Source organism: Salinicola endophyticus (assembly GCF_040536835.1).
Classification (GTDB): Bacteria; Pseudomonadota; Gammaproteobacteria; order Pseudomonadales; family Halomonadaceae; genus Salinicola; species Salinicola endophyticus_A.
On the sequence record NZ_CP159578.1, the window covers coordinates 235,668 to 257,392 of the forward strand.

A 21,725-nucleotide genomic window follows, 5' to 3' on the forward strand; every position below is an offset into this window, starting at 1 on the left:
ACCCGGTATCACCACCAGGCGTGGAAATGATGCGGCGGCCCCTTGCCCTGACCCACCTCGAGACGCTCGCCGGCTGCCAGCGCCGCGTGCAGCCACTGCTTGGCGGCCTCGATGGCGCGCTCGACCTGAGGCTGCGTCCGCGGCGTCGCGCGCTCGGCCGCCACGCTTGCCCGTGCCAGCTCGGCGGCGATCGCCGAGGAGAGCGCGCAGCCCGCGCCGTGCAGGTGGCGCGTCTCCAGCCGCGGCGCGTCCAGCCAGCGGCTGCCGTGGGGCGTCCACAACAGGTCGGGGCAGCGCGCCTGCGACAGATGGCCGCCCTTGAGCAGGCCATAGGGGGCGCCGAGTGCGGCCAGCTCGCCGAGCAGCGCCTCCATGTCCGCCGCCGAGCGCGGCGTATCGCGCCCGAGCAGGGCGGCGGCCTCCGGCAGGTTGGGGGTGATCACGTCGGCCAGCGGCACCAGGATATCGCGCACCGCCGCCAGCCCGGTGTCGTCGACCAGGCGGTCGCCGCTCTTGGCCACCATCACCGGGTCGAGCACGATCCAGCGCGGGCGCCGCGCGGCAAGCCCGGCGGCCAGGGTTTCGGCCACTTCGCGGCTGGCGACCATGCCGATCTTGACCGCGTCGATGGCGACGTCGTCGAGCAGGTTGTCGAGCTGGGTGCGGATCATCGTCGCAGAGACCGGCTCGACCCGCGCGACGCCACAGGTATTCTGGGCGATGACTGCGGTGATCACGCTGGTGGCATAGACGCCGAGGGCGGAAAAGGTCTTGATGTCGGCCTGCAGGCCGGCGCCGCCGGAGGGGTCGGAACCGGCGATGGTGAGGACGTTGGGCGGGCGGGAAAAAAGCATGTCGGGTCGTTGCAACAGTGGCTAAAAGGACTAGCCTAAGGTAAAGCAAAGCGCCGCACGGCCGATAGATAGCTCGCTGCTAGATCGTTCGCCGCACGGTCCGCTGCCGCGACAGAGCGTCGTCGCTGCCATGGGCTTCATCATGATGCCTATCGTGGACATGGCGCTTGTTTTAGAGCGATTGCCGGGTCGTTTGCGCGGCCTTTTGAAAGTTTTGCAATTGGACGAATTAGCAAGCTGACGGCGCATGGGAATAGGCGTAAAGTAGTAAAATTACGAATACGCATCCGCGCGTCGAAGCGTCGTTCTGTCAGCCGTCTTGTCTCGTCAGCGCCCGCAGGCGCCGCGGGATCACCGTGTGAGGGAGCACATGTCCGACCAAGTCACCGCCTGGATCGCTGAATATTGGGCCACGGGGTTGTTCGTGGTCGCGGTCATTGCACTGTGTGGCTTCATGATCGGCGCCGCCAGCCTGCTCGGCGGCAAGAGTCACGGACGCAGCAAGTCCCTCCCGTTCGAGTCCGGCATCGTCGGTGCCGGCAGCGCGCGCCAGCGCTTCTCGGTCAAGTTCTACCTCGTCGCCATGCTCTTCGTGATCTTCGATATCGAGGCCGTCTACCTGTTCGGCTGGGCCGTCTCCGTGCGTGAGGTGGGCTGGACGGGATTCGCCGGGGCGGCGGTATTCATCCTCATTCTACTGGCAGGCCTGGTCTATGACGCCCGCGTCGGCGCACTCGACTGGGCGCCGCGCAAGCGCGGGCGCGAAGACGCGCCGCGTGCGCGTGAACTGGCTGCCGTTCCCGGTGCCGAGCGCCATGCGCGCTGACCCGGGCGAGAACGACCGCATGAACGGTCGTCGATCAACGATTATTCGGCATGCCGGCGTCCTGACCGGCCGACATGCCCATGACCGCTACTTTATCCGGCTTGTCGAGGCTGACCATGCAATACACCCTGACCCGAGCGGAGGGAGGCGACAACGCGTCTGATCGCTATCCCCTCGATCAACGCCAACGCGTCGACGACCCCATGCGCGAACAGGTTCATCGCAACGTGTTCATGGGCAAGCTCGAAGACGTGCTCAACTCGGCGGTGAACTGGGGCCGCAAGAACTCGCTGTGGCCCTACAACTTCGGTCTCTCCTGCTGCTACGTGGAGATGACCACGGCGTTCACCGCGCCCCACGACGTCGCCCGCTTCGGCGCCGAGGTCATTCGTGCCTCCCCGCGTCAGGCCGACTTCATGGTCATCGCCGGCACCTGCTTCATCAAGATGGCCCCCGTCATCCAGCAGCTCTACGACCAGATGCTCGAACCCAAGTGGGTCATCTCGATGGGCTCCTGCGCCAATTCCGGTGGTATGTACGACATCTATTCGGTGGTTCAGGGCGTCGACAAGTTCCTGCCCATCGACGTCTACGTGCCCGGCTGCCCGCCGCGGCCGGAGGCCTTCCTGCAGGGGCTGCAGTTGCTCCAAGACTCGATTCAGGAGGAGCGGCGGCCGCTCTCCTGGGTGGTCGGCGACCAGGGCGTCTACCGCGCGGAGATGCCCTCTCAGCGCGAGAAGCATCGCGACCGGCGGATTGCGGTCAAGGAGCTGCGGACCCCGGACGGCATCTAGGCAACGCCTGGCGTGCAGCACTGACGCTGTTTTTCGTGGCCATTGCCGGAGGTATCAGGCTGTCGAGCGCAGGCAGCTGATAGACACCTTCCGAGATGACCGTTGGTTGATTTATTGACCGGGACCGCCTGCCATGACCGCAGCCGATGACACCATGAATTCCCGTGCCGCCGCGCCCGCCGCCGACGTAGTGGCGGAGCTTTGCCGGCACTTCGGCGATGCCGTGTTCACGCCGCAGGAGACGCTCACCGGCATGCCGGTGGTATGGGTCGCCCGTGAGCGCCTGCGCGAAGTGCTCGACCGCCTGCGCCGGCTCGACGGGCCGTTCTCGATGCTCTTCGATCTGAGCGCGGTCGACGAGCGCCTGCGCACCCACCGCCGCGGCCTGCCGCCGGCGGACTTCACCGTCTTCTACCAGCTGCTCTCGGTGGAGCGTAACGCCGACATCATGCTCAAGGTGGCGCTCTCCGAGCGCGATCTGACGCTACCCTCGATCAGCGATATCTTCCTCAACGCCAACTGGTACGAGCGCGAGGTCTTCGATCTCTTCGGTATCCACTTCGGTGGCCACCCGCATCTGACCAGGATCATGATGCCGCCGACCTGGAGCGGACATCCGCTGCGTAAGGACTACTCCGCCCGTGCCACCGAGTTCGACCCCTACACCTTGACCGTCAAGGGCCAGGAGGTGGAGCAGGAGGCGCTGCGCTTCGACCCCGAGGCGTGGGGCATGAAGCGCCAGGGCGAAGAGACCGAGTTCATGTTCCTGAACCTCGGGCCCAACCACCCCTCGGCCCACGGCGCCTTCCGCCTCGTGCTGCAGCTCGACGGCGAAGAGGTGGTCGACTGTGTGCCGGACATCGGCTATCACCACCGCGGCGCCGAGAAGATGGCCGAGCGCCAGTCGTGGCACAGCTTCATCCCCTATACCGACCGCATCGACTACACCGGCGGGGTGATGAACAACCTGCCCTACGTGCTGGCGGTGGAGAAGCTGGCCGGCATTACCGTCACCGATCGCGCCAAGACCATCCGCGTGATGATGGCGGAGATGTTCCGCATCAACAGCCACCTGCTGTTCCTGGGCACCTACCTGCAGGATCTGGGGGCGATGACCCCGGTGTTCTTCACCTTCACCGACCGCCAGAAGGCCTACGAGGTGATCGAGGCGATCACCGGTTTCCGCATGCACCCGGCGTGGTACCGCATCGGCGGCACCGCCCACGACCTGCCGAAGGGTTGGGAGAAGCTGGTGCAGGGCTTTGTCGACTGGATGCCCAAGCGTCTGGCCGAGTACGAGAAGGCGATGATGGAGAACGCCATCGTGCGCGACCGCACCCGCTTCGTCGCCGCCTTCAATACCCGCGATGCACTCGACTGGGGCGTTACCGGCCCCAACCTGCGCGCCACCGGGCTCGACTTCGACCTGCGCAAGAAGCGCCCCTACTCCGGCTATGAGAACTTCGACTTCGAAGTGCCCACGGCGGCCAACGGCGACGCCTTCGATCGCGGCATGATGCGCATCGAAGAGATGCGCCAGAGCGTGCGCATCCTGCAGCAGTGCATCGATCACATGCCCGCCGGTGACTACAAGGCGGACCATCCGCTGACCACGCCGCCGCCGCGGGAGAAGATGCTGCAGCACATCGAGACCCTGATCACCCACTTCCTGCAGGTCTCGTGGGGCCCGGTGCTGCCGGCCAACGAGTCGATGCAGATGATCGAGGCGACCAAGGGCATCAACAGCTACTACCTGACCAGCGACGGCAGCACCATGAGCTACCGCACGCGGATCCGCACGCCGAGCTTCCCCCATCTGCAGCAGATCCCGGCGGTGATGCGCGGCGGTTTCGTGCCGGATCTGATCGCGCACCTGGGCAGTATCGACTTCGTCATGGCCGACGTGGATCGGTGAGGCCGCTGGAGAGACCGTTATGACGCAAAACACAGCCACCATCGCCAGCGACGCCTTCGTTCTCGACCCCGCCGACCGTGCGGCGATCCTCGAGGAGCGTGCGCACTACCCCTATCCGCAGGCAGCCAGCATCGAGGCGCTCAAGATCGTGCAGAAGCGCCACGGCTACGTGCCCGACGGCGCCATCCCGGCGATCGCCGCGACCCTGGGCATCAAGGTCGCCGACGTCGAAGGCGTGGCCACCTTCTACAGCCTGATCTTCCGGCAGCCGGTGGGGCGCCACGTGATCCTGATCTGCGACAGCAGCTCGTGCTTTCTCACCGACTACGAGCAGCTGCGCGACGCGCTGATCGATCACCTCGGCATTCAGATGGGCCAGACCACGGCGGACGGGCGCTTCACCCTGCTGCCGGTGTGCTGCCTGGGGGCCTGCGACCGCGGGCCGACGCTGCTGATCGGCGAGGACCTGCACGGCCCGGTCACACCCGAGGCGCTGCCGGCGCTGCTGGAGGCCTACGCATGAGCCCGATGCCCAAGACGCGGGAGAATCCGAGATGAGCCGCATTCTGCAGCCGGCCAGCGAACGCCGTGCCGAGACCCATCCGCTGACCTGGCGCCTGCACGACGACGCAAGCCCGGTGCTGTTCGCCGAGTATCGCGACACCGGCGGCTACGCCGCGGTGACCAAGGCGCTGGAGCAGCACACCTACGAGAGCCTGACCACCGAGGTGAAGGGCGCCAACCTGCGCGGACGCGGTGGCGCTGGCTTCTCCGCCGGCATGAAGTGGAGCCTGACCGCCAAGGGCGATGACGTGCCGCGCGGCTATATCGTCTGCAACGCCGACGAGATGGAGCCGGGAACGTTCAAGGATCGCCTGCTGATGGAGCAGCAGCCGCACCTGCTGATCGAAGGCATGATCCTGGCCGGCTACGCCAACCGCTCGAAGCAGGGCTATATCTTCCTGCGCGGCGAGTACCACCGCGCCGCCGCCTCGATCCTGCGTGCGCTCGACGACGCCCGCGCCGATGGCTGGCTGGGCAGTGATGTGCGCGGCAGCGGCTGGGACTTCGATATCGCCCTGCACACCGGCGCCGGGCGCTACATCTGCGGCGAAGAGACCGCGCTGATCAACTCGCTGGAGGGCAAACGCGCCAACCCGCGGGCCAAACCGCCCTTCCCGGGGCAGTCCGGCGCCTGGGGGCTGCCCACCGTGGTCAACAACGTCGAGACCCTGTGCAACGTGCCGGGCATCGTCAACCACGGCGCCGACTGGTTCCAAGCGCTCTCCGGCGAGCGCAGCAGCGACGGCGGCACCAAGCTCTACGGCGCCTCGGGCAAGGTCCAGCGCCCGGGGCTGTGGGAGCTGCCGATGGGCACCACCGGGCGTGAGCTGTTCGAGCTCGCCGGGGGCATGCGCGATGGGCTCACGCTCAAGAGCTGGCTCCCCGGCGGTGGCAGTACCGGCTTCCTGCTGCCGGAGCACCTCGACCTGGCGCTCGATTTCGACACCATCGGCAAGACCGGCAGCCGCCTCGGCACCGGCTTGATCACCGTGGTCGCCGACGACCAGAGCATGGTCTCGCTGACGCGCAATCTGGAGGAGTTCTTCGCCCGCGAGTCCTGCGGCTGGTGCACCCCGTGCCGCGATGGCCTGCCGTGGAGTGTCAAGCTGCTGCGCGCGCTGGAGGCGGGCACGGGCGAGCCCGGCGATATCGAGCTGCTCGAGCAGATGGCGCGGGACCTTGGCCCCGGCAAGACCTTCTGCGCTCATGCGCCAGGCGCGGCGATGCCGCTTTCCTCGGCGATCCACTATTTCCGTGACGAGTTCGAGCGCGGCATCACCCGGCCCCGGGGCGAAGCGCACGCGGACCCGATTCCGGTCGGCAGCATCTAGGAGGCGCGTGACGCTATGGCCACCATTCATGTCGACGGCAACGACTACGAGGTCGAAGACAGCGACAACCTGCTCCACGCCTGCCTCTCGCTGGGCCTGGACATCCCCTATTTCTGCTGGCACCCGGCGATGGGCAGTGTGGGGGCCTGCCGCCAGTGTGCGGTGAAACAGTACAAGGACGCCGACGACACCCGCGGCATGCTGGTGATGTCGTGCATGGCGCCGGTGAAGGACGACGCCTACATCTCGATCGACGACGAGGAGGCCAAGGCCTTCCGCGAGACGGTGATCGAGTGGCTGATGGTCAACCACCCGCACGATTGCCCGGTGTGCGAGGAGGGCGGCCACTGCCACCTGCAGGACATGACGGTGATGACCGGCCACGACCGGCGCCGCTATCGCTTCAAGAAGCGCACCCACCGCAATCAGTATCTGGGGCCCTTCGTCGCCCACGAGATGAACCGCTGCATCACCTGCTACCGCTGCGTGCGTTTCTACCAGGACTATGCCGGCGGCGAGGATCTCGGCGCCTTCGGGGCCCACGACAACGTCTACTTCGGGCGCTATGAAGAGGGCACGCTGGAGAGCGAGTTCTCCGGCAACCTCACCGAGGTGTGCCCGACCGGGGTGTTCACCGACCAGACCCACTCCGATCACTACACCCGCAAGTGGGATCTGCAGTTCGCCCCCAGCATCTGCCACCAGTGCGCCAGCGGCTGCAACATCAGCCCCGGCGAGCGCTACGGCGATATTCGGCGCATCGAGAATCGCTACAACGGCGACGTCAATCGCTACTTCCTGTGCGACCGCGGGCGCTTCGGCTACGGCTACGTCAACCGCAAGGATCGCCCGACCCGGCCCGAGCTGTTCCAGCGCAGCCAGCGCGGCGTTGCCGCCCAGGGCGTGAACCTGATGGAGATCGACGAAGCGCTCGACCGCGCCGCCGACGCCCTGCGCGGTGCCAAGCGGCTGATCGGAATCGGCTCGCCGCGGGCCAGCCTCGAGAGCAACCACCGCCTGCGCGAGCTGGTCGGCGCGGAGCGCTTCTCCACCGGTATCGAGGCCGGCGAGCTCGAGCGCCTGCAGCGCATGCAGGCGCTCAATCGAGACAGCGGTGTGGCCACCCCGAGCCTGCGCGAGATCGAGGCGTGCGATGCGGTGCTGGTGCTCGGCGAGGATCTGCTCCAGAGCGCCGCGCGGCTGGCGTTGTCGGTGCGCCAGGCGGTGCGCGGCAAGGGCGTCGAGCTGGGGGCCGAGCGCGGTATCCCCGAGTGGAACGCCGAAGCGGTCAAGACCATCGCCCAGGACGCGGCGCATCCGCTGTTCCTGGCCACACCGGAAGCGACCAAGCTCGACGCCATCGCCACCCGCACCCGGCGTGCCGCACCCGACGACATCGCGCGGCTGGGCTTCGCCGTGGCCCACGCCCTCGACCCCACCGCACCGGCGGTCGAAGGGCTCGATGACGAGACCCGGGCGCTGGTCGGTGAGATCGCCGATGCGCTGCTGGCCGCCGAGCGGCCGCTGGTGATCGCCGGCGAGGCGCTCGCCTCGCTGGCGGTGATCGAGGCCGCTGGCAACGTGGCCCGGGCGCTGGCGCGGCGGCAGAAGGCCGGCGCCGGGCTCACCCTGGTGCGGCGTGAGGCCAACAGCGTCGGCCTCGGCCTGCTCGGCGGCGAGTCCCTCGACTGGGCCCTGGCCCAGCTCGAGCAGGGCGAGGCCGACGGCGTGGTGATCCTGGAGAACGATCTCTATGCACGCCTGCCGGCGGCGCGGATCGATGCCGCCCTGGCCCGGGCCAGCGCACTGGTGGTGATCGACCACCAGCGCACCGCGACCTGGGAGCAGGCCGACATCGGCCTGCCGGCGGGCACCTTCGCCGAGAGCGATGGCACATTGGTCAGTCTGGAAGGCCGCGCCCAGCGCTTCTATCAGGTCTTCGATCCCAGCTACTTGCGCCCCGACACGCGCATCCGCGAGAGCTGGCGCTGGCTGCACGCGCTGCAGGCGACTCTCGAGCGTCAGCCGATGACCCCGGTACTGTTCGACGATCTCACCGAGGCGGTGGCCGGCGCGGCGGCGGTCTTCGCCCCGCTGCACCACGCCATGCCCGAGGCCCAGTTCCGCATCCACGGTCTCAAGCTGGCGCGTGAGCCGCACCGTTACAGCGGGCGCACCGCCATGCGTGCCAACCTCGATGTCAACGAGCCGCGGGCGCCGGTGGATCTGGACACCCCCTTCGCGTTCTCGATGGAGGGCTACGCCGGCTACCGCGAGCCCCGCCGCGAGGTGCCGTTCGCCTGGGCGCCGGGCTGGAACTCGCCGCAGGCGTGGAACAAGTTCCAGGACGAGGTCGGCGGCCATCTGCGCGCCGGCGATCCGGGCATCCGCCTGTTCCGGGACGCCGGCGCCGGCGAGGCGAGCTACTGTGATGCGATCCCCGCGGCCTTTGCCGCGCGCGACGGCGAGTGGCAGATGGTCGCGCTGCCGCAGCTGTTCGGCGGCGACGAGACCTCGCGCCGCGCCGAGCCGATCCAGGCGCGCATGGCGCCGCCGGCGGTGACGCTCAACGACGCCGACGCCGAGGCGCTGGGTATTGCCGCCGACGACCCGGTGGCGGTGAGCTTCGGCGACACCCGCATCACACTGCCGGCGCGCCTCGGGCGTGACCTGCCGCGGGGCCTGGTGGCGCTGCCTCAGGGCACGCTGGCGCCGCTGGTGGGGGCGCTGCCGGCCACACTCGGCTGGGGGCGTGTCGCCCTCGACACCGCGGCCGCTGATGGGGAGGCGCAGGCATGAGCTGGTGGACACCTCAGATCGAGGCGAGCCTGATCGCGATGATCCAGGCGGTGGTGATCCTGCTAGTGGTGGTGGTCTCCGGAGCGCTGCTGAGCATGATCGAGCGGCGCCTGCTGGCACTGTGGCAGGACCGCTACGGCCCCAACCGGGTCGGTCCGTTCGGGCTTCTGCAGATCGCCGCCGACATGCTCAAGATCTTCTTCAAGGAGGATTGGATCCCGCCGTTCGCCGATCGCACCTTCTTCGTGCTGGCGCCGGCGATCGCCATGGCCTCGCTGCTGCTGTCGTTCATGGTGATCCCGATCACCCCGAGCTGGGGCGTGGCGGATCTCAACATCGGCATCCTGTTCTTCTTCGCCATGGCCGGCATCAACGTCTATGCGGTGCTCTTCGCCGGCTGGTCGAGCGGTAACAAGTACGCCCTGCTGGGGGCCCTGCGCGCCTCGGCGCAGACGCTCTCCTACGAGGTCTTCATGGGCCTGGCGCTGATGGGCATCGTCGCCATGACCGGCTCGTTCAACATGCGCGACATCGTCAACGCCCAGGAGAACCTGTGGTTCATCGTGCCGCAGTTCTTCGGCTTCTGTACCTTCGTCATCGCCGGTATCGCGGTCACCCACCGCCATCCGTTCGATCAGCCGGAGGCGGAGCAGGAGCTGGCCGACGGCTACCACATCGAGTATTCGGGGATGAAGTGGGGCATGTTCTTCGTCGGCGAGTACATCGGTATCGTGCTGATCTCGGCGCTGCTGGTGACGCTGTTCTTCGGCGGCTGGCACGGCCCGCTGCTGCCGCCGATCGTCTGGTTCCTGCTCAAGACGGTGTTCTTCGTCGTGCTGTTCGTGCTGCTGCGCGCGGCGCTGCCGCGGCCGCGCTACGACAAGGTGATGAGCTTCGGCTGGAAGGTCTGCCTGCCGCTGACGCTGATCAATCTGCTGGTTACCGGGGCGATGATTCTGCTCATCGACCCGAGCGCATAAGGGAGGGAGCTCATGCTGAGTCAGATCAAGAAGATCGTCACCGGTACCGGCACGCAGCTGCGCACCCTGTGGATGGTGTTCAGCCACGCCTGGCGCAAGCGCGAGACGCTGTCGTACCCCGAGGAGCAGGTCTATCTGCCGCCGCGCTACCGCGGGCGCATCGTGCTCACCCGCGACCCCGATGGCGAGGAGCGCTGTGTCGCCTGCAACCTGTGTGCGGTGGCCTGCCCGGTGGCGTGTATCTCGCTGCAGAAGGGCGAGCGTGACGATGGCCGCTGGTACCCGGAGTTCTTCCGCATCAACTTCTCGCGCTGCATCTTCTGCGGCATGTGCGAGGAGGCGTGTCCGACCTCGGCGATCCAGCTGACGCCGGACTTCGAGATGAGCGAGTTCAGACGTCAGGAGCTGGTCTACGAGAAGCAGGATCTGCTGATCGACGGGCCGGGCAAGGATCACAACACCAACTTCTACCGTGTCGCCGGACTGTCCATCGCGGGCAAGGACAAGGGGCAGGCGCAGAACGAGGCCGAGCCGATCGATGTCAAGTCGCTGCTACCGTGAGGCGTTATCCACGCGCTGCCGTGCGTCGGCCGGTGGTGGGCGTGGCGAGTCGCGCCAGCGCCGCTGAGCGCGACGCTGCGGGGCAGTCGAGAGTCGGGTAGCCAGTTTGTCGGGTAGCCAGTTTGCCGGGAGAGAGTCATGCAACTCGCGTTTTACTTGAGCGGTCTGGTCGCGATACTCGCGACCTTGCGCGTGGTCACCGGGACCCATCCGGTCCACGCGCTGCTCTATCTGATCGTGTCGCTGATCAGCGTGGCGATGGTGTTCTTCGCCCTGGGCGCGCCCTTCGCCGGGGCGCTCGAGATCATCGTCTATGCCGGCGCGATCATGGTGCTGTTCGTGTTCGTGGTGATGATGCTCAATCTGGGCGAGTCGGCGGTGGAGCAGGAGCGCGCCTGGCTCGCGCCCCGGCTGTGGGTGGGGCCGGCGGTGCTCGCTGCGGTGCTGCTGGTGGTGATGGTGGTGACCCTGGTTCGCGGCGGCTATGACGGCATCATCAGCGGCGAGACGCTGACCGCCAAGATGGTCGGGATCACGCTGTTCGGCCCCTATATGGTGGTGGTCGAGCTGGCAGCGATGCTGCTGCTGGCAGCGCTGGTGGCCGCCTCGCACCTGGGGCGCAGCGAGGCCCACGATGAAGCGGATCTGGCGCGCGAACGCCAGCGCGAGCGGGCCGACAAGATGGCCGCGGCCAACAGCGCGCCCCGCAGCGCAGCGGCTGGCGCACGGCCCGGCGCGGCGGCCGGCGACGAGACGGCGGATCGACAGGGGAGAGGGGCATGAGCGGCATACCCATGGAGCATGGCCTGCTACTGGCGGCGATTCTGTTCGTGCTGGGGCTGGCCGGACTGATGACGCGGCGCAACATGCTGTTCGTGCTGATGAGCCTGGAGATCATGATGAACGCCGCGGGGCTGGCGTTCATTGTCGGTGGCACCCACTGGCACCAGGCCGACGGCCAGGTGATGTTTTTGATGGTGATCACCCTGGCGGCGGCGGAAGCGAGCGTGGGGCTGGCGCTGCTGATGCAGCTCTACCGGCGCTTCAAGACTCTCGATATCGATGCGGCGAGCAGGTTGCGCGGATGAACCACTTCACAGACATATTGCTGACGGGCACCTTTTTCTTCCCGCTGCTGGGCGGGGTGATTCTGGCGCTCTCCTTCGGGCGCCTGAGCGAGCGTGCCAGCGCCACGGTCGGGGTGGTCTCGATCGGGCTGGCCGCGCTCTGCACCCTGGGGGTGGGCCTCGACTTCTACGACCACGGCCAGGCGGCGCACACGCTGACCCTGTGGCACTGGATCTCGGTGGGCAACTTCCAGCCCACCGTAGGGCTGATGCTCGATGGCCTGTCGCTGACCCTGCTCGGGGTGATCACCGGGGTCGGCTTCTTCATCCACCTCTTCGCCGCCTGGTACATGCGCGGCGAGGACGGTGTGACGCGCTTCTTCTGTCACATGAACCTGTTCGTGTTCAGCATGATCCTGCTAGTGCTGGGCGACAACCTGCTGCTGCTCTACTTCGGCTGGGAGGGCGTGGGGCTGTGCAGCTATCTGCTGATCGGCTACTACTACCGCACGCCGGCCAACGGCTGGGCGGCGTTCAAGGCGTTCGTGATCACCCGTACCGGCGATGTCTTCCTCGCCATTGGCATGTTCCTGCTGTTCGTCCAGCTCGGCTCGCTCAACCTGCAGACGCTGCTGGCGCGGGCGCCGGAGCTGTGGGTCCAGGGCGACCCGATGGCTCAGTTGACGGCGCTGATGCTGCTCGGCGGTGCGGTGGGCAAGTCGGCTCAGCTGCCGCTGCAGACATGGCTCGCCGACGCCATGGCCGGCCCCACCCCGGTGTCGGCGCTGATCCACGCGGCGACCATGGTCACCGCCGGGGTCTATCTGATCGCGCGTACCCACGGGCTGTTCGAGCTGGCCCCGGACGTGCTGCTGCTGGTCGGGGTGGTCGGCGCGCTGACGCTGACGCTCGCCGGCTTCGCGGCGCTGGCACAGACCGACATCAAGCGCGTGCTGGCCTACTCGACCATGAGCCAGATCGGCTACATGTTCCTGGCGCTGGGCGTGGGCGCTTACAGCGCGGCGATCTTCCACCTGATGATCCACGCCTTCTTCAAGGCGCTGCTGTTCCTCTCCGCCGGTTCGGTGATCATCTGCACCCATCACGAGCAGGACATGCGCCGGCTCGGCGGGCTGTGGCGCAAGCTGCCGCTGACTTACGCCGGCTTCGTGGTGGGCGGGGCGGCGCTGGCGGCGCTGCCGCTGGTAACCGCCGGCTTCTACAGCAAGGACGCGATCCTGGTCTCGGCGCTGGGCGCCGGACACTGGGTGCTGATGCTGGCGGGGGTGTTCGGCGCGCTGCTCACCTCGATCTACACCGTGCGTCTGATCCTGGGTACCTTCCACGGTCAGCCCAAGAGCGATCACGCCCGCGAGGCGCGCGCCGACAAGGGGCTGGTCCATGGCATTCCACTGGTGGTGCTGATCGTGATGTCGACCGCGATCGGCGCCCAGTTGACCCCGCCGCTGAGCAACGTACTGCCGGCCGGTCCGAATACCGAAGGTGGCGGCGAACACGTGCTCGAACTGGTGGCCATGGCGGTGTCGGTGGGCGGTGTACTGCTGGCGCTGTGGCTGTTCCGGCGCCGGCGCGATCTGGTCCGGCGTGGCGTGGCCGACCCCCGCGGCGCCTGGCTGTGGCACTTCTGGCACAACGCCTGGGGTTTCGATGCGCTCTACGACTGGCTGTTCGTACGCCCCTATCGCGGTCTGGTGCGGCTCAACCGCGGCGACTGGATCAACTCGCTGTGCAATCTGCTGCCGTGGCTGGCGCGGCTCTCGCATGACGGGCTGCGTCTGACCCAGACCGGGCGACTGCGCCACTATGCGGTGTCGATGGTGCTCGGCGCCACGCTGCTGCTCGTCTATCTGCTGGTGGGGTGAGGCGATGCGCGCGCAGCAAGCAAGAGAGACGGGACGTTTGGCGGTGAACGCTCGAACGACGCTTTTCACATCATCGCGGGTGGCTGATTCATGATTCTGGTCTGGCTGATTCTGATCCCTTTCATCGGCGGGCTGCTGTGCTGGCAGGCCGAACGCTTCGGCGACCGGGCACCGCGCTGGATCGCGCTGGCTACCATGCTCCTGGAGCTGGTGATGGTGCTCGGGATCTGGGCCGGGAGTGACTTCCCGCTGCCCGCCCAGGGCGCCACCCACGCCTGGGTGCTGGAGTGGCAGGCTAACTGGATCCCGCGCTTCGGGATCAAGCTGCATCTGGCGCTGGACGGGCTGTCGCTGCTGATGATCGCGCTGACCGGGCTGCTCGGGGCGATGGCGGTGGTCTGCTCGTGGAACGAGATCGTGCGTCGGGTCGGCTTCTTCCACCTCAACCTGTTGTGGATCCTGGGCGGGGTGGTCGGGGTGTTCCTCTCCATCGACCTGTTCCTGTTCTTCCTGTTCTGGGAAATGATGCTGGTGCCGATGTACTTCCTGATTGCGCTGTGGGGCCACAGCGGCTCCAAGGGGAGTTCGCGCATCGGGGCGGCGACCAAGTTCTTCATCTACACCCAGGCCAGCGGCCTGATGATGCTGATCGCGATCCTCGGGCTGGTGTTCGTCCACCACGCGGCCACCGGGGTCTACACCTTCGCTTACGGTGACCTGCTGGATACGCCGATGGACCCGCAGGTGGCGTGGTGGCTGATGCTCGGCTTCTTCGTTGCCTTCGCGGTCAAGCTGCCGGTGGTGCCGCTGCACGGCTGGCTGCCCGATGCCCACGCCCAGGCCCCCACCGCGGGTAGCGTCGACCTCGCCGGTATTCTGCTCAAGACGGCGGCCTACGGCATGCTGCGCTTCGCTCTGCCGCTATTCCCAGAAGCGTCGCAGGCGTTCGCGCCGGTGGCGATGACGCTGGGGCTGATCGGCATCTTCTACGGCGCCATCCTGGCCTGTGGCCAGCAGGACCTGAAGCGCCTGATCGCCTACACCAGTATCTCCCACATGGGCTTCGTGCTGATCGGTATCTATGCCGGCACCGAGCTGGCGCTGCAGGGCGTGGTCGCGTTGATGGTGGCCCACGCCTTCTCCGCCGCCGGCCTGTTCATTCTCTCCGGTCAGCTCTACGAGCGCCTGCATACCCGCGACATGCGCCAGATGGGGGGGCTCTGGGGGCGCATCCGTGGATTGCCGGGCTTCGCCCTGGTATTCGTCGCCGCTTCGCTGGGGCTGCCGGGTACCGCCAACTTCGTCGGTGAGTTCATGGTCATGTTCGGCAGCTTCGGTGTCGCCCCCTGGACCGTGGCGATCGCCAGCGTCGGGCTGATCCTGGCCGCGATCTACTCGCTGTTCATCATGCAGCGGGTCTACTACGGGCCACCCAAGGAGGAGAGCTCGCTGGGCGGGCTGGATCGACGTGAGCTGGCGCTGCTGTTCGGGATCGTGGCGCTGGTGATCTTCTTCGGGGTCTATCCGCAGCCGCTGCTGGAGACCTCGGCCGGGGCGATGCAGGTGGTGCAGCAGAGCGTTCAGCAAGCCGGTGCGATGATGGGAGGTGCACAATGATGGCGGCGCTGATGGCGATCTCTCCGCTGATTCTGGTCTGTCTCACCGTCATCGTGGTGATGCTCTCGATCGCCTGGCGACGGCACCATGCGCTGAGTGCGATTCTCACCGCGGTCGGCCTCAACGCGGCGCTGCTTGCGCTGCTGTTCGGCTGGTCCCAGGGCACGGTGGCGGTCACCGATCTGCTGGTGGTCGACGACCTGGCGCGGTTCGGTGGTGTGCTGGTGCTGATGTCGACGCTCGCCTGCGTGACCCTGGCGCACCACTATCTGGAGGGCTACGAGGGGCCACGAGACGAGTTCTACCTGCTGCTGACGAGCGCTGCGGCCGGTGGCCTGGTACTGGTCTCGGCGCGTCACATGGCCACGCTGTTCTTCGGGATCGAGCTGCTGTCGATGCCGCTGTTCGGGATGCTCGCCTATACCCTGCGCGATCGCGGTGCGCTGGAGAGTGGCATCAAGTACATGGTGCTGTCGGCGGCGGCCACCGCCTTTCTGCTCTTCGGCATGGCGCTGCTCTATGCGATGACCGGCACCCTCGATTTCGACGCCCTGGGCCAGGCGCTGGCGACCCAGGGCAGTGACCCCTGGCTGCTGGCCGGTGCCGGGCTGCTGCTGGTGGGGCTGGCGTTCAAGCTGTCGATCGTGCCGTTTCACCTGTGGACGCCGGACGTCTATCAGGGCGGGCCGGGGCCGGCGACTACCTTCCTCGCCACCGCGAGCAAGGTGGCGGTATTCCTGGTCCTGCTGCGGCTGTTCCAGTCGGCGCTGGCGCTGCACGAGAACTGGTGGCACGACCTGCTCGGGTTCATCGCCGTGGTGACCATGCTGGTGGGCAACCTGCTGGCGCTGACCCAGAACGACCTCAAGCGGCTGCTCGGCTACTCCTCGATCGCCCATTTCGGCTATCTGCTGGTGGCGCTGGTGGTCAACGACGGTCTGGCGGTGGAGACGGTGGGGGTCTATCTGGTGACCTACGTGATCACCACTCTGGGCGCCTTCGGTGTGGTCACGCTGGTCTCCAGCCCCTACACGCCCACCGGGGGTAGCGCCGATGCCAGCCCGCTGCACCACTACCGTGGCCTGTTCTGGCGCCGCCCCTACCTGACCGCGGTGATGACCGTGTCGATGCTGTCGCTGGCGGGGATTCCCTTCACCGCCGGCTTTATCGGCAAGTTCTACATCATTGCGGTGGGGGTGGAGGCGCATCGCTGGTGGCTGGTCGGTGCCGTGGTGCTGGGCAGTGCCATCGGCCTCTACTACTACCTGCGGGTGATGGTGACGCTGTTCCTGCACGAGCCGGGCATGCAGAGCCGGGATGCCACCCACGACTGGGCCGAACGCGCCGGGGGCATGGTGGTGCTCGGGGTGGCCACGCTGGTAATCCTGCTGGGGCTCTACCCCACACCGATGATCGACTGGGTCCACTGGGTCGCCGGCAACAGCGCCTACTGACGCCGCGGCGCTGTTCTCGCACCCACGCAAAAGCGCCTCTTCGGAGGCGCTTTTTCTTGGGCGTTCAGCGGTTCAGACGAATAAATCGGGCACATCCAAACCCGCTGACGATGGGCGCTGGGGGCAGGGCAAAGCGAGGGTCCTTTGCCAGGGATGGCAAAGGTAGCGCCCAGGGACGGGTTCACAGCGCCCTCGCGACACCCTGCCGCCGGATGAGCTCACGTCGTCTAGCGGTTGTGAAAGGTGCTCTGAGGCGCGTTCAGGCAGGGTCGTCGTGGCGCCGTTCGTGACGTGACAGGCCGATACTGACGCGGCAGGCGGCGGGCAGATGGACGTCGACGGCGACCGGCAGGTGATCCGAGAACATGGCGTCGAGCACCCGCGAGCCTTCCGGCTTGAGCGAGGCTGACAGCAGGATATGGTCGAGCGCGCGTCGCGGCTGCCAGGCGGGATAGCTCGGCAGCGGCTTGAGCGGTTCGAGCTCGAGGGCGTGGCAGAAACGGGCATGGCTCTGCAGCTGCTCGGGGGTGCAGTTGAGATCGCCCATCACCACCACGTGGCGCAGCGGGCGGATGATCTCGCCGAGATAGTCGAGCTGGCGAGCGCGCCCGCGCTGGCTCAGGGCGAGATGGGCAACGAACACGTGCAGCGCATCGGGGCCGCTGCCGTAGCGGGCGTGGATGGCGCCGCGGCCGCGCATCCCGGGCAGGCGGTGCTCGTCGATATGCGTGGGCGAGAAGCGCGAGAGCAGGCCGTTGCTGTGCTGGGCGACTCGCCCCAGGTTGCGGTTGAGCTGCTGGAAGTGGTACTCGAAGGCCGAGCGCCGGGCCAGGTACTCGACCTGATTGACATGGTTGGAGCGGAAGCTGCCGCCGTCGACCTCCTGCAGGCCGACGATATCGAAGCCGGCCAGCGCGCCGGCGACCCGGTCCAGGCGCGAACTGCGCTTGGGGTGCGGCAGCAGGTGCTGCCAGCTGCGGGTCACATAGTGGTGGTAGGCCGAGGTGTGAATGCCGACCTGCAGATTGCAGGTCAGCAGCTTCAGTGTCGGCGCGATCTCGCTGGCGGGTGTCGAGGCGGCTACGGACATGGTGTCACTTGGCCTCCTGGCGCTCCTCTCGCACCTTCTCGATCAGCGCGCTGGCGATTTTCGGCATGTTCTCGAGCGAGCCGGCGGAGTCCGGGGTCACCACATAGTGGTTATCGACGATCAGGTCGGGCACGCCCATCAGCTGATACGAGCGCATCTTGGCCACCGCCTGCTGGATCTGGCTCTTGACGCCGAAGGAGTCGAGCGCCTTGAGCGCCTGCTCCTTGGTCACCCCGTAGTGGGTGAAGAATTCGGCGATGTCATCCTCGTCGGTCAGGCGCTTGCCTTGCTTGTGGATCGCATCCATGAAGTCCTGGCGCATTTCGTGCTCGATACCCAGCGACTTGGCGGCGTAGAAGGCCTTGGCATGCTGCTCCCACACCTTGCCCAGCGGCGCCGCCATGCGGTCGAACTCGACGTCGTCGGGGAGCGTGGCGACCCACTCGTTGAGCGGCTTCTCCAGCGCGTAGCAGTGCGGGCAGCCGTACCAGAACACCTCGGTGACTTCGATCTTGTCCGCCGGGGCTTCGGACTTCATCGGCTGATCGATGACCTGATAATCCTTGCCTTCGACGATGCCGGCGGCCATTACGGCGCCGGAGAAGGTGAGACCTGCCATTAGCGCCACAAGCGACTTGATCATGCGTGTACTGCTCCTGATGGATCGAAAACGGACGTCTCGACGCGGGGTCGTTGCGGCGACGAGCTACTCGGGTTTGAGCGCCCGGGGGGAAGGAGGTTCCCTGCCCATCGCGGCCGACGTCTCCCCATGTCACTGAGGGTAGCCTGCCAGAATGACAGGGAAAAGTAGAGCGGCACAGCCGGGGAGACGCCCGGCGCGCCACACGCTGGCGCCGCATTCGTCGGCGGCACAGGCGTGATACACTGCGCGCGACCGATCACGCCCGCCCGCAGAGCCCTTGCCATGACCTCGACGCCCCCGCGCCGCAACTACCAGACGGCCCGCTTTCTGATCAGCGCCCCCAAGCTGGCGCTGTGCCCGCCGGACGATGGCGTCGAGATCGCCTTCGCCGGGCGCTCCAACGCCGGCAAGTCGAGCGCGATCAACGCGCTCACCCAGCAGAATGCGCTGGCGCGGACCTCCAAGACCCCGGGGCGCACTCAGCTGATCAACTTCTTCGGTCTGGAGAACGGTGACACCCTGCGTCTGGTGGACCTGCCCGGCTATGGATATGCCAAGGTGCCCGAGGCGATGAAGAAGGAGTGGCAGTCGCATCTCGCCGATTATCTGCGGCGGCGCAGCGGCCTCGCCGGCCTGATTCTGCTGATGGACGTGCGCCACCCGCTGAGCGACTTCGATATCCAGCTGCTGGAGCTGGCCGATGCCCGCGAACTGCCGGTGCATATCCTGCTGACCAAGGCCGACAAGCTGAAGCAGGGGCCGGCGAAGGCATCGCTGCAGCAGGTCAAGCGTCAGCTCGCCGAGTGGGAGGATCTGGTCAGCGTGCAGCTGTTCTCCGCGCTCAAGCGCCAGGGCCTCGATCAGACCTACGCGGTGATGGATCGCTGGCTGGCCGCGCGCTGAGCCCGGGGCGCCTTACGCCTCTCGATCGATCCGTTCGACCACCGCCGGTAGCTCCCTGACGTGGGTGATCCGCGTCACCCGCGGGGGCAATTCGCGCTCTCCCTCCTGCTTGGCATCGATCCATACCGCATGCATGCCCAGGCGCTGCGCCGCGAGCACGTCCTCCTGCCAGTGGTCGCCCACGTGCAGCGCCCGGTGCGGCTGGGTGCCGAGACGCGCCATGGCGGTGAGAAACGGGCGGGTGTCGGGCTTGGGGGCGTGCATCTCGCCAGCCAGGATGATCACGTCGAAATAGTCACCCAGCGCCAGGCGGCGTACGTCGACGTTGCCGTTGGTGATCACCCCCAGGCGGTAGCGCCGCGCCCACGCCTCGAACATCGGTACCACTTCCGGGAAGGGCTCCACCGCGTGGCGCAGCTGCATGAAACGCTCGAAGCCGGCGGTGGCCCAGCGCTGCGCCTCCGCCTCGGGCAGGCCGTGCTCGCGCAGCAGCTCGAGCATGGCGCGCTCGCGAATCCAGCTGTGGTCGCCGCGGCTGAGCGGGAAGCGCTGCATCAGGCGCTGACGCACCTGCTGGTAGGCCTCCAGCGGAAAGGTCTCGGCCAGGCGCCGGCCGTCGGCCTGCGGGCGGGCGTCGATCTGCTCCAGCAGCCAGGCGTAGTGGGTGGGTTCGGCATGGGCCATGACCGGCCCGTTGTGCCACAGAGTGTCGTCGAGATCGAAGGTGATGGCGTCGAGCGGCATGGCGATCAGGTTTCGTCGTGGGGGGCACTCGGCTTGCGCCGGGCACGCGGGTGGGCTTGATCGTAGACCTCGGCGAGCTGTTGCCAGTCGAGCCGGGTGTAGATCTGGGTCGTCGAGAGATTGGCGTGTCCCAGCAGCTCCTGCACCGCGCGCAGGTCCTGGCTCGATTCGAGCAGGTGGCTGGCGAAGGAGTGGCGCAGGCGGTGCGGGTGCAGGTGTTCGGGCAGGCCGCGGCGCTTGGCGCACTCGGCCAGCCGGCTCTGGATCGCACGGTGGCCGAGTCGGCCGCCATGCTGGGCCACGAACAGTGCGCGTTCGCCGTCGCCGGCGAGCGTGCTGCGTATCCCCAGCCAGTCGTGGATGGCCGCCGCCGCGCGCCGCCCTACCGGCACCTGGCGCGGCTTGCCGCCCTTGCCCAGTACGCGCACGTGGCGCGCGTCGAGGGCGTCCAGATCGAGCCCCGCCAGCTCCGCCAGGCGCAGCCCGCAGGCGTAGAAGAGTTCGAGCATGGCCTGATCGCGGATGGCCAGCGGATCGCCGTCGTGGGGCGTATCGAGAAAGCGACCGAGCAGGTCGACATCGACCGGGCTGGGCAGATGGCGCGGTTGGCGCGGCGCCTGGGTCAACTTGACCGGGTTGTGGTCGAGCTCGCCCTGGCTGACCAGGAAGTCGGCGAAGCGCGACAGCGCCGCGCGGCGCCGGGCCAGGGTGCGCGGCGCCAGCCCGCGGGTGCGCTCGTGGGCCAGGTAGCGGCGTATCAGGGCGACGTCGAGCGCCCGCCAGGTGGCGATGCCCTGGGCCTCGAGCCAGGCCGCGAGCTGGGTCACGTCGCGCCGGTAGGCGTCGAGCGTGGCCGGGCTGGCGCGCCGGGCCAGGCGCGCCAGAAAGGCGTCAAGCGTCGCCTGCATGGGGGCGCTCGGCGCGCTTGAGCAGGCGACTGACCACTTCGCCGAGATACTCGGTGAAGAGGGTGTCGAGGGTGGCCCGGAAGTGCTCGCTGTCGTGGCTGGCCAGGATCAGAAAGCCCAGCGTCTCGCCCTGGGTGAGCCGGGTGATGGCGCAGGAGCCGGCACCCTCCGGGGCCTGGCAGTGGGGCAGCAGGTGTGCCCAGTCGGCGCTGGAGAGCGTGGTGCAGCGGCTGCTCTGCTCGTTGAGCAGCAGTTCCAGGCGTCGGCGCGCCTCGGCGTCGAGGCGAAAGCGCGGCGGCTGCCACTGACGCGTGTCGCGTGGCGTGGCGTGGCAGTCCGGCGCGGCCTCCAGCCACAGCCCGATGGCCTGGGTGCGGAAGCGCTCGGCGAGCTGGGTCGACAGCGCCTCGGCCAGGGCGTCGGCATCCTCGGCCTCGATCAGTCCCAGCACCAGCTCGCGGGTGCGCCGGTACTGCGCCTCGTTGTAGCGCGCCGACTCGAGTAGATTCTCCAGCCGCCACTCGGCGCTCTCGGCGCGCTGGCGCAGATCGGCCACCAGGCGTTCGAGCAGCGAGACGGCGCCGGGGATATGCGGATGCGGCACCTTGAGTTGCTGCAGCAGCCCCTCGCGCCCGACGAAGAAGTCGGTGTGCTGGGCCAGCCACTCGGCGACCCGGTCGGGGTCGAGCGTCTGGCGCGGCTCGGGGACCTGGACACGTGACATGCGGCTGTTCTCCTGTCGTCCCTGGTGAGCGCGCGGCTGGGTGCCGTCGTGGCGGCATCCGCGCCCAC

The 21,725-nt window shown here is 67.6% G+C and carries 19 protein-coding genes and 1 pseudogene; 14 read left to right on the forward strand and 6 right to left on the reverse strand.

What is annotated here, in order from left to right; all coding sequences use genetic code 11:
- Window positions 1–8: 8 nt before the first annotated feature.
- Window positions 9–854 carry a bifunctional hydroxymethylpyrimidine kinase/phosphomethylpyrimidine kinase gene (gene thiD, locus ABV408_RS01080; protein ID WP_353980711.1) on the reverse strand — a complete coding sequence of 282 codons (846 nt, stop codon included), beginning with the start codon at window positions 852–854 and terminating at the stop codon, window positions 9–11.
- Window positions 855–1,224: 370 nt separating this feature from the next.
- On the opposite strand from thiD, the gene ndhC reads away from it, so the two are divergent.
- The 13 genes and pseudogenes from ndhC (at window position 1,225) to nuoN (ending at window position 16,645) form a co-directional block, all read left to right on the forward strand.
- Window positions 1,225–1,680, forward strand: a complete 456-nt coding sequence (gene ndhC / locus ABV408_RS01085; protein ID WP_207036279.1) for an NADH-quinone oxidoreductase subunit A — start codon at window positions 1,225–1,227, stop codon at window positions 1,678–1,680.
- Window positions 1,681–1,796: 116 nt separating this feature from the next.
- On the forward strand, window positions 1,797–2,474 hold the full coding sequence (locus ABV408_RS01090) for an NADH-quinone oxidoreductase subunit B family protein (protein ID WP_207036277.1): 678 nt from the start codon (window positions 1,797–1,799) through the stop codon (window positions 2,472–2,474).
- A 133-nt stretch (window positions 2,475–2,607) separates the two neighbouring features.
- Window positions 2,608–4,389, forward strand: coding sequence for an NADH-quinone oxidoreductase subunit C/D (gene nuoC, locus ABV408_RS01095; protein ID WP_353980712.1), 1,782 nt, complete (start codon window positions 2,608–2,610; stop codon window positions 4,387–4,389).
- Between the two features lie 19 nt (window positions 4,390–4,408).
- Window positions 4,409–4,912, forward strand: a complete 504-nt coding sequence (gene nuoE / locus ABV408_RS01100; protein ID WP_285951296.1) for an NADH-quinone oxidoreductase subunit NuoE — start codon at window positions 4,409–4,411, stop codon at window positions 4,910–4,912.
- A 31-nt stretch (window positions 4,913–4,943) separates the two neighbouring features.
- Window positions 4,944–6,284 carry an NADH-quinone oxidoreductase subunit NuoF gene (gene nuoF / locus ABV408_RS01105; protein WP_353980713.1) on the forward strand — a complete coding sequence of 447 codons (1,341 nt, stop codon included), beginning with the start codon at window positions 4,944–4,946 and terminating at the stop codon, window positions 6,282–6,284.
- 15 nt (window positions 6,285–6,299) lie between these two features.
- Window positions 6,300–9,083 (forward strand): NADH-quinone oxidoreductase subunit NuoG, encoded by a 2,784-nt coding sequence (gene nuoG / locus ABV408_RS01110; protein ID WP_353980714.1) that lies wholly within the window; start codon window positions 6,300–6,302, stop codon window positions 9,081–9,083.
- Window positions 9,080–10,063 carry an NADH-quinone oxidoreductase subunit NuoH gene (nuoH, locus tag ABV408_RS01115; RefSeq protein WP_353980715.1) on the forward strand — a complete coding sequence of 328 codons (984 nt, stop codon included), beginning with the start codon at window positions 9,080–9,082 and terminating at the stop codon, window positions 10,061–10,063. Before nuoG ends, nuoH begins: the two co-directional genes overlap by 4 nt.
- A gap of 12 nt (window positions 10,064–10,075) precedes the next feature.
- The gene (nuoI, locus tag ABV408_RS01120; protein ID WP_035476127.1) at window positions 10,076–10,624 is read left to right on the forward strand and encodes an NADH-quinone oxidoreductase subunit NuoI; all 549 of its coding nucleotides are present in this window, start codon (window positions 10,076–10,078) and stop codon (window positions 10,622–10,624) included.
- Between the two features lie 138 nt (window positions 10,625–10,762).
- Window positions 10,763–11,263, forward strand: a pseudogene (gene nuoJ / locus ABV408_RS01125) (NADH-quinone oxidoreductase subunit J); the annotation flags it as partial.
- A gap of 140 nt (window positions 11,264–11,403) precedes the next feature.
- Entirely contained in the window at window positions 11,404–11,712 is a 309-nt protein-coding gene (gene nuoK, locus ABV408_RS01130; RefSeq protein ID WP_035476129.1) for an NADH-quinone oxidoreductase subunit NuoK, read from the forward strand.
- Entirely contained in the window at window positions 11,709–13,574 is a 1,866-nt protein-coding gene (gene nuoL / locus ABV408_RS01135; protein WP_353980717.1) for an NADH-quinone oxidoreductase subunit L, read from the forward strand. Before nuoK ends, nuoL begins: the two co-directional genes overlap by 4 nt.
- A 90-nt stretch (window positions 13,575–13,664) precedes the next feature.
- Complete coding sequence (gene nuoM, locus ABV408_RS01140) at window positions 13,665–15,191, forward strand: NADH-quinone oxidoreductase subunit M (protein ID WP_353980718.1); 1,527 nt, start codon at window positions 13,665–13,667, stop codon at window positions 15,189–15,191.
- Window positions 15,188–16,645 (forward strand): NADH-quinone oxidoreductase subunit NuoN, encoded by a 1,458-nt coding sequence (nuoN, locus tag ABV408_RS01145; protein ID WP_353980719.1) that lies wholly within the window; start codon window positions 15,188–15,190, stop codon window positions 16,643–16,645. The genes nuoM and nuoN overlap by 4 nt, the downstream gene beginning before the upstream one ends.
- Window positions 16,646–16,904: 259 nt before the next feature.
- On the opposite strand, the gene ABV408_RS01150 is transcribed toward nuoN, so the two are convergent.
- Together ABV408_RS01150 and ABV408_RS01155 are read right to left on the reverse strand one after the other, a co-directional pair.
- Window positions 16,905–17,735 carry an endonuclease/exonuclease/phosphatase family protein gene (locus ABV408_RS01150; protein ID WP_353980720.1) on the reverse strand — a complete coding sequence of 277 codons (831 nt, stop codon included), beginning with the start codon at window positions 17,733–17,735 and terminating at the stop codon, window positions 16,905–16,907.
- Between the two features lie 4 nt (window positions 17,736–17,739).
- Window positions 17,740–18,378: a thiol:disulfide interchange protein DsbA/DsbL gene (locus tag ABV408_RS01155; protein ID WP_035476132.1), complete on the reverse strand. Its 639-nt coding sequence runs from the start codon at window positions 18,376–18,378 to the stop codon at window positions 17,740–17,742.
- 282 nt (window positions 18,379–18,660) lie between these two features.
- Between ABV408_RS01155 and yihA the strand changes: the two genes are divergently transcribed.
- Window positions 18,661–19,281 (forward strand): ribosome biogenesis GTP-binding protein YihA/YsxC, encoded by a 621-nt coding sequence (gene yihA, locus ABV408_RS01160; protein ID WP_353980721.1) that lies wholly within the window; start codon window positions 18,661–18,663, stop codon window positions 19,279–19,281.
- Between the two features lie 12 nt (window positions 19,282–19,293).
- On the opposite strand, the gene ABV408_RS01165 is transcribed toward yihA, so the two are convergent.
- Genes ABV408_RS01165 through ABV408_RS01175 form a run of 3 tightly spaced genes read right to left on the reverse strand, consistent with a single transcriptional unit; the run spans window position 19,294 to window position 21,657 of the window.
- Entirely contained in the window at window positions 19,294–20,025 is a 732-nt protein-coding gene (locus ABV408_RS01165) for an HAD family hydrolase (protein WP_353980722.1), read from the reverse strand.
- 5 nt (window positions 20,026–20,030) lie between these two features.
- Window positions 20,031–20,933 (reverse strand): tyrosine recombinase XerC, encoded by a 903-nt coding sequence (locus tag ABV408_RS01170; protein WP_353980724.1) that lies wholly within the window; start codon window positions 20,931–20,933, stop codon window positions 20,031–20,033.
- Window positions 20,917–21,657 carry a DUF484 family protein gene (locus ABV408_RS01175; RefSeq protein ID WP_353980725.1) on the reverse strand — a complete coding sequence of 247 codons (741 nt, stop codon included), beginning with the start codon at window positions 21,655–21,657 and terminating at the stop codon, window positions 20,917–20,919. The genes ABV408_RS01170 and ABV408_RS01175 overlap by 17 nt, the downstream gene beginning before the upstream one ends.
- Window positions 21,658–21,725: the final 68 nt, after the last annotated feature.